Origin of the sequence: Haliscomenobacter sp. (assembly GCF_033763495.1) — a bacterium.
Classification (GTDB): Bacteria; Bacteroidota; Bacteroidia; order Chitinophagales; family Saprospiraceae; genus Haliscomenobacter.
The window spans coordinates 43,374-52,212 of the sequence record NZ_JANRKL010000188.1 but is presented as its reverse complement, the minus strand read 5'-3'; the positions used below and the strand labels follow the sequence as shown (position 1 = coordinate 52,212).

The 8,839-nt window shown below is 49.8% G+C and carries 5 protein-coding genes; all 5 read left to right on the top strand.

All coding sequences use genetic code 11. The features are described 5' to 3' along the window. The first annotated feature begins 39 nt into the window (after positions 1-39). Positions 40-1,251: a saccharopine dehydrogenase family protein gene (locus SFV55_RS21180; protein WP_320031551.1), complete on the top strand. Its 1,212-nt coding sequence runs from the start codon at positions 40-42 to the stop codon at positions 1,249-1,251. A gap of 287 nt (positions 1,252-1,538) precedes the next feature. Beyond that, entirely contained in the window at positions 1,539-2,678 is a 1,140-nt protein-coding gene (gene nspC / locus SFV55_RS21175; RefSeq protein ID WP_320031550.1) for a carboxynorspermidine decarboxylase, read from the top strand. 333 nt (positions 2,679-3,011) lie between these two features. Next, positions 3,012-3,872: a peptide chain release factor N(5)-glutamine methyltransferase gene (prmC, locus tag SFV55_RS21170; protein WP_320031549.1), complete on the top strand. Its 861-nt coding sequence runs from the start codon at positions 3,012-3,014 to the stop codon at positions 3,870-3,872. 40 nt (positions 3,873-3,912) lie between these two features. Further along, a complete protein-coding gene (locus SFV55_RS21165; RefSeq protein WP_320031548.1) occupies positions 3,913-5,127 on the top strand; it encodes an exonuclease SbcCD subunit D C-terminal domain-containing protein in 1,215 nt (404 codons plus the stop codon). A 62-nt stretch (positions 5,128-5,189) separates the two neighbouring features. Next, positions 5,190-8,837, top strand: a complete 3,648-nt coding sequence (locus SFV55_RS21160) for an SbcC/MukB-like Walker B domain-containing protein (protein WP_320031547.1) — start codon at positions 5,190-5,192, stop codon at positions 8,835-8,837. The last annotated feature ends 2 nt before the right edge of the window (positions 8,838-8,839 follow it).

Below are 8,839 nucleotides of genomic sequence, written 5' to 3'. Positions count from 1 at the left end.
ACTGACAAGCTAGCATTCATCGTTAAAATCCATTGAAAAATGTCCAAAGTACTCATCATTGGCGCGGGTGGGGTAGGCCGGGTAGTGGTCTACAAATGCGCTCAACATCCTGAAGTATTCTCCGAAATTCTGGTCGCCAGCCGCACCCAATCCAAGTGCGACGTGATTGTCAACGATGTAAAACGCGACACCGGGCATCAACACATCAGCACGGCTGCTATTGACGCTGAAGATGTACCTGCATTGGTGGAACTGCTGCGCAGTTTTCAACCAAAATTGGTGATCCACGTGGCTTTGCCTTACCAGGATTTGACCATCATGGAAGCCTGCCTGCAAGCGGGAGTAAACTACCTGGACACCGCCAATTACGAGCCTAAGGACGAAGCCAAATTCGAATACTCCTGGCAATGGGCCCTGCAAGACCGATTCAAGCAAGCAGGTTTGACCGCTATCCTGGGCTGTGGTTTTGACCCAGGTGTAACGGGCGTGTTTACGGCTTACGCCGCCAAACACTACTTCGATGAAATGCACTACCTCGATATCATCGATGCCAACGCAGGTAGCCACGGCAAAGCCTTCGCAACCAATTTTAACCCGGAAATCAACATCCGTGAGGTGACTCAAAAAGGGCGCTACTGGGAAAATGGCCAGTGGGTGTACACCGAGCCACACGAAATCTGGAAAGACATCGACTATCCCAACGTCGGTCCCAAACGTTCGTACGTGATCTACCACGAGGAGCTGGAGTCTTTGGTGAAAAACTATCCATCCCTCAAGAGAGCCCGTTTTTGGATGACTTTTGGCGACGAATACCTCACTCACCTGCGCGTGATCCAAAACATCGGCATGGCTGGCATCGAACCCGTGAAATACAAAGGTATTGATGTGATTCCGCTGGAATTCCTGAAAGCCGTACTGCCCGATCCTGGCGACTTGGGTGAAAACTACACAGGCCAAACCTCCATTGGTTGCCGCATTCGAGGCGTCAAAGACGGCAAATTGCGCAACTACTACATTTGGAACAATTGCCAACACCAGGATGCTTACAAAGAGACCGGAACCCAGGGAGTTTCATACACCACGGGTGTTCCTGCCATGTTGGGGGCCAAGATGTTCCTGGAAGGTCACTGGGGTGGTGCCGGCGTGTTCAACGTAGAAGAATTTAATCCAGATCCTTTCCTCGCTGAATTGGGCAAAGTTGGTTTGCCTTGGCATGAGGAAGTCGATGGAGATCTGGAGTTTGAATATTAGAGCCGTCGATTGATTGTTTAATGTCTGATCAATCAGTAAGTTTTTTTTGAGTTAAGAGTGAAGAGTACATGAGTTGAGAGTTTTGAAGTAAAGTGAGAGTTTAGAAGTGAGCTGCCGCCGTTTCTTAAACAAAAGCTGGGACAAAGCTGCTGCGGCAGCTCACTTCTAAACTCACTACTCATGTACTCTTCACTCTTAACTCAAAAAAAATTTATCCCAAAAGGATTGGCCATTACCAATTGCTTGATAACCAATAATACTGAACTTTCCTCAACTTCCTTTTATTAATGATCAACTACACTCAAGTTCCTTCCCCCGCTTACGTACTCGACGAATCTCGTTTGCGCCGCAACCTGGAGCTCATCCAGTGGGTGCAGCAAGAATCCGGGGTTTCTGTCATTCTGGCACTCAAGGGCTTTTCCATGTGGAAGGTTTTCCCATTGGTAAAGCTATATTTGGCGGGAGCTACAGCCAGCTCCCTACATGAAGCCAGGCTGATTTTTGAAGAAATGGGGGTGCAAGCGCATACCTATTCTCCGGCGTATCTACCTGCTGAATTTGAGGAGATTATGCGGTACAGCAGCCACATCACCTTCAATTCGGTAGCGCAATACGAGCGGTTTAGGGGAGCATTGAGCCAAGCGCAGCAACCCATTTCGCCAGGTTTGCGGGTGAATCCCGAGTTTTCGGTGGTAGAAACGGATTTGTACAATCCATCGGCGGTAGGCTCCCGTTTGGGTACCATGCTCGAAAACCTGAGTGGACAATTGCCAGCTGGGATTGAAGGATTACACATCCATACCCTGTGCGAATCGAGCGCGGATGACACTGCTAACCTGCTGGAAGCCGTTGAAGCTCGCTTTGGCGTCTTTTTCCCACAGTTGAAATGGATCAACTTTGGTGGCGGTCACTTAATGACCCGCAAGGGCTATGATGTGGATCGCTTGATCAAAGCCTTGCAAGCTTTTCGGGTACGCAATCCACACCTGGAAGTGATCTTGGAACCAGGCAGCGCCATTGCCTGGGAAACTGGGGAGTTGATCTCCACTGTACTCGATATTGTAGACAGCCATGGAGTTAAGACCGCAATTCTGGACGTCTCCTTTACAGCCCACATGCCCGACACACTGGAAATGCCTTATCGTCCCAAGGTATTGGGCGCTACAGATCCAGTGCCAGGTAAACCCACTTATCGCCTGGGGGGGGTGAGTTGTTTGGCTGGTGATTTTATGACGGAATATTCCTTTGAGCAGGAACTGCAAGTGGGCGACCGCCTTATCCTTTGGGACATGATCCACTATACCATGGTCAAAACCACTACTTTTAATGGAGTCAAACATCCGGATATTTGCATCTGGCATGAGGATGATCGGTTGGAGGTGGTGAAGCATTTTGGGTATGAGGATTTTCGGGGGAGGTTGTCTTGAGAAGTTGGTATTAAGATATTAAGCTTGTTGCCAAAGCGACATGAATAGCAACACGGATGACACGGATAACCACGGATTTAAACGGATTGTCTCACGCCTGCGACGTGATTAATAAGCCACAAATGACACAAATTTTCACAAATTAGACATTCACTTCGTTCATGCCAACGCGCTTTCGCGCAAACGAAGTTTGTGCCCAATTTGTGAAAATTTGTGTCATTTGTGGCCAAAAAAACTTTTGCCGCAGGCAAAAGAAAATCCGTGTAAATCCGTGGTTATCCGTGTTGCTATTCATGTCGCTTTGGTATATCTCTAAATTTTGTGATGTACAGCATGAGTACCTTCGATGAATTTGTCATAGCCTTACAACAATCCCTCTTCGACCCCCGCGAAGCCCAAAGCATCGCCCGCATCGTCTTTGAAGACTGTTTCCAGCTCCAGCGCAGCCAATTTGCCCAAGCAACTCTGAACGACACCCAAGCAAGCCACCTCGAATCTATCCTTTCCGCCTTACAACGTAAAGAACCACTCCAATACATTCTTGGTCAAGCCGATTTTTATGGCCTCAAATTCAAGGTTGACTCCCGCGTTTTGATTCCCCGCCCCGAAACCGAAGAACTCGTGGAATGGGTGCTGGAGACGATAAACGCCCCGATCTTTAGCACCACACCCCGCATCCTCGACATCGGCACGGGCTCCGGTTGCATCCCCATCACCCTCGCCAAAAAACTACCCCAGGCCGAGGTTTGGGGCCTGGATGTAAGCCCTGCTGCCCTCGCGCTTGCTCAGGAAAACGCTCAACTCAACCAGGTACAAGTTCATTGGCTCGAAGTGAATATTTTGCAGGAAGCCCTTTGGCCCCAACATTTTTTAGATAACCCTATGTTTGACGTCATCATCAGCAATCCGCCTTATATTCCTGAACGGGAAGTGGTGTTGATGCCCGTTCAAGTCACCGAATTTGAGCCACATCTGGCACTATTTGTTTCTGACGATGATCCCTTGATTTTTTACCGCCAGATTGCCCGTTTTGCCCAACAAAATCTCCGTACAGGCGGCTATCTATTTTTTGAATGCAATGAATACAATGCCAGTGAAGTAGCAACAATGCTCAGTGAGATGGCTTGGAAAGAAATAGTGTTGCAAAAAGATTTGAGTGGAAAGGAGCGGATGATTCGGGCATTACTATATTAATTCTACTTTTGTTATATTGGCTGCCTGAACAGCATTGTACATGAAAATCATCCATACCTCCGATTGGCACCTTGGTCAACGCCTCCTTTTCAACGAGCGGGGCGATGAACAACAACTGGCCTTGCAATGGCTCCTCGAGACCATCCTGCAGGAACAAGCCGATGCCTTGATTCTGGCAGGGGATGTTTTCGACAATGGCAATCCGCCCCATCCCGCGCGGAAATTGTACTATAATTTTTTGACCAGTTTATTGAATACCACCTGTCGTCACATTGTGATCATCGGTGGCAATCACGACTCACCAGGCATGCTCGATGCGCCACGCGAACTCCTGGAATACCTCAACATCCGGGTGGTGGGTGCTGCTGCCGAAAACCTGGAACAAGATTGTTTGTTGCTCCACAATGCTGCCGGGGAATTAGAGGCAGTCGTCGCTGCCATTCCTTTTTTGCGCGACCGCGACCTTTCCCCCAGTGTGAGCGGCGAAAGTACCCTCGACCGCATTCAGCGCATCCAAACCGGGATTCGCCAGCGCTATCAAGACATGGGCACCTTGTTGGAGCCTTACCGCGACCAAGATGTACCCATTCTTGCTACCGGTCACTTGTACGCCCAAGGCGCTCAAGCTTCCGACAAACAAGACAACATCTACATCGGAAATACCGAAAACCTGGATGTCGACACCTTGCCCGAGCTGTTTTCTTATGTAGCCCTCGGGCATATCCACCGCCCACAGGCCATTGCCGGGCAAAACCGGGTGAGGTACTCCGGCTCGCTGATTCCCCTGAGTTTTAGTGAAACCAAAGATGAAAAGGGCGTGTATTGCCTGGAGTTTGATGGTCACGCCCTGAGCGAAGTCCGCTTTCTACCCGCACCCACTTTTCGCCGCCTCAAAACCATCCAAGGCACTTTGGCCGAGGTAGAAGATAAACTGCAAGTTTTTGCCAGCAAAGAGCGCGAAGCATTGTCCGCTTGGGTGGAAGTCATTGTACAATCACCCACCTTCATTCCCCAACTCGACAGCCATTTGCGAACCCTCGTCAAGGACTGGCCGCTCGAAATCCTCAAAATTCGCCTCGAACGCCAATACCAGGCCCTCGACGAACAATTGGACGCCGTGGTGGAGTCCCTGGAATCCCTCGATGTACTTGAAGTTTTTCGCAAACGAGCCGAAAAAGAACAGCGCAGCGAAGAAGAATGGACCGAATTGGAGGCCACTTTTCGAGAGTTAGTGGAAGGATTGAATAGCCCATAAACTCACCACTAAGCTATTCACTTTTCGCTATTCGCCATTCGCTTTTCACTTTTCACTTAATCATGAAGATCCGCAAACTCACCATAAAAAACCTTCACTCCCTGCGCCTCGACGCCGAGATCGATTTCCAAACGGCACCGCTGGGCACCACGGGCCTGTTTGCCATCACGGGCGATACAGGCGCGGGCAAAAGCACCATTTTGGACGCGATTACCCTGGCCATGTTTGGGAAGTTGCCCCGAGGCAGTGAGCGGGGCGAGGTCTTGTCTTTTGGAGCAACCCAGTGTTTGGCGGAAGTAGAATTTGAAAACAACAACATTCTCCTGCGGGCAAAATGGGGCATGCACCGCTCCGGGGGGAAACTGGAAGGCAAAATCCAGGAGCCCATCCGCCGCCTGGAACGCTGGGATGTTGAAAAAGAAGAGTTCCTCACCATTGGTCAAAAAGGCAAAGAAGTTGATCAACTTATTGAAGAACTGACGGGCCTGGATTACGATCGTTTTCGGCGCTCAGTCCTATTGGCCCAAGGTGATTTTGCAGCTTTTTTACACGCCGACGAAAGAGAACGCAGTGAGTTGTTGGAAAAAATTACGGGCTCCGAAATTTACAGTGAATTGTCCAAAGCCGCTTATGCCCGTCACAAGCAGGAAGACCTTTTGCTAAAAGACCTGCAGGCCGAAAAAAGCCGCCTGGAAATCTTACCCCCCGAAGAAGCTGAGGCCCTATCTCTACAAGCCAAACAACTGGAACAAGAAAGCGCCGGTACTCAGCAGAACCTTAAAAAGCTCCGCCATTTTCAACAACAACTTCAACGCAAATCGGAACTTGAAAACAGCGCCGAAAACCTCCAGCAGGAATACCGCCAGTGGGAAGTTGCCCGGTCTGCGGCAGATGCCTCTTTTTTCCGTTTGCAGCGTTATCAATCCCTCCGCATTTACCAGCCCCAATTGCAAAAATTGGACGATTTATTGTTGGGGAAAATCCAAATTGAGACTCAAGTTGCTGAGCTAAAAACGCAGGAGGAAGTGCAACAAGCGGCGCTGTTGGCGCAGGAAGCCCAAAACCAGGCAGCCCAAAAACGCCTGGAACAAGCTCAACAGGAACAAAAACAGCAGGAACCTATCCTCGCTGAAGCCCTGCGCCTGGATGTGGAGATCAATACCCGTGCCCAACCATTGCAAGCCCAGGAGGGGGGGCTGCAAAGTTTGGAAGCAGAAAAAAAAGCAAGTGAGGCAAAAGGTCTGGAGCTGGAAACCGAGCGCCAAGCCGCCAACGAACGACTGCAAAAGGTGCAAAGCTGGTTGCAGGAACATCCCAACTGGCATCAATTGGCGGGCTTGTTGCCACTGTTACAAAGTGAAATCGGGTCGCTGGAAGAGGCGCGACAACAAAGTGCCATTCTACTTCAGGAACAAAGCCAGTCTACCCAGGAGCTGGCAGGTTTGCAGGCACAAATCCAGGAGATACAAGCCCAGAAAACCAAATTGTTGGGCCGACAAACTGAGCTAAAAGCGGCCTACGAAGCTGCTTTGCCGCCCGATGTACCCCATTCCGATGAGGCATTGCTCAATTGGTTGTATCAGGACCTGGAACGCCTCAATCAACGCCAAAGCCAGCTCGAACAATTGCAAGAACTAAACGGGACCTATCGACAGCTGTTGGCCGAGATCAGTCATCTGGAACAAGAACTGGAAGCACTGCGCCACCGCGAAATGGATTTGCAAAAACAACTGCTGAACGTTTTTGATGAACAAGAATTAAGCGATGAAATCCTCTTGTATAAACAGCAAGTATACGAGCAACAACGCCTGATCGCCAATTATGAACAAGATCGCCACCGCCTGAAAGAAGGGGAGGCCTGTCCTCTTTGTTTTTCCACCGAACATCCTTTTCGCTACCATGAGTTCAAACCTTTTGTCGACCTGGCCCTGCAAGAATACGAAAAAGCCCGGGCCAATGCCGAAACCTTACGGCTGCATCGCCAGGAATTGGCCCTACAATTGCGGGAAACCAGCACCCAGGTGGAACAATTGGTACAACCCTTGCATGGTCAGTTAAGCCAAAAATTGCTGCAAATCAACGACCTGGAAGGGAAAAGAGGCCGGGTGATGGGGAGTTTGGTAGGCATTGAAGTAGATCAGGAGGCGGGCACCCTGGGCGAATACCTCGCCAACACCACCCAGTTGTTACAAGCCCGCCGACACGCTATTGCAACTTTGACATCCTTGAGCAAAGAGTTGCAAACCTTACAGGATGCCTTATTGGATTCCAAACAGGCCGAGCAACAACTGCTGTCGCGTGCTGCCATCATGGCCGAAAGGCAAGCACAGTTGGTGCAAAAACAAAACGAGATCGAGGCGAGAATGATGCAAAAGCAGGGCATCGTTTTGGAAAAACTGAACTTGCTCGATTTTGAATATCAAGAGAACAGTACCACCTTGCTTCAAGCATTGAACAATGCCAAAGAGCATTTTCAAAAAGCGCAGGAATTACAAGTTTCACTGGAACGGGAACTGGAGAAAAATCGCTTTGAAAGCCAACAGCATGTGGATAACCTGCACAAATTGACTTTGCAAAGGGAACAACAATTCCAGTTGATTCAAAAGGAACGCGAAGCCTTGTCTCTTTTGCAACAAAAAAGAACCGCCCTGATTGAAGAGCAGGACATTGAAGCGTTTAAGGGAAAATTACAATGGGCCATTGCCCAGGCCGAGGAGCAACTGCAAACCGAAAACGCCCGTTTGAAGGCATTGCGGGAAACCAATATTGCCACCCAGACGCGCCTCGAAAATGCCTTCACTGAACTCCAGCGCAGCAATCAGGAAATCCAAAAACTGGAAGCAGAGTTGGCTCTGGTGCTGGAAAAACAACAACTGGAGGATTTGGCTGCCCTACGCGCCTCTATGCTCAGCCCGCAAGAAGAAGAGGAAATCCGCGGCATGCAGGCACAATTAGCCCGGCAGGAAGCAGAATTGCAACGGCTGCAACAAGAAAATGCCCTGCAATTGGCCGACCTGATCCAGGAAACTCGGGAAGCCCCCGAAGCGGAAGCCCTCAAAACCCTGTTGGAGGAACAAGAAAAGGCCTGGCAATTGCTGGAGCAAAACCTGGGGCAATTGTTGGAAAAACTCCAGCGCCACGAGCAGCAACAACGCAAGGCCAAAACCTTGCTCAAATCCATTCAGGTACAGCAAAAAGAATACCAACGTTGGGCCAAGCTCAATGACCTGATTGGCTCGGCTGATGGTAAAAAATTCCGCACCTTTGCACAAGGTCTGACCCTGGCGAAACTCATCCAACTGGCCAATCGCCATTTGCAGCAACTCAATGGCCGGTATGTGATTTTGAAAAAAGCCAACGAAGACCTGGGGCTGGAGATCATGGATACCTTCCAGGCTAACCATCGCCGCAGCATGCGTACTTTGTCAGGAGGGGAGAGTTTTTTGGTGAGTTTGGCCCTGGCCCTGGCACTCTCCGAATTGGCTGGCCGCAATACGTCCATTCAATCCCTCTTTATTGATGAAGGTTTTGGCACACTGGACGACAGCAGTTTAGACCTCGCCATTTCCACGCTCGAGAACCTGCAATCGAGTGGCAAAACCATTGGTATTATTTCCCACGTCAAGGAGTTGAAAGAACGCATTGGCGTGCAAATTCAGGTGAAAAAGCAGAGCGATGGGTTTAGCCAGATCAAGGTTTTGCATGCTTGATG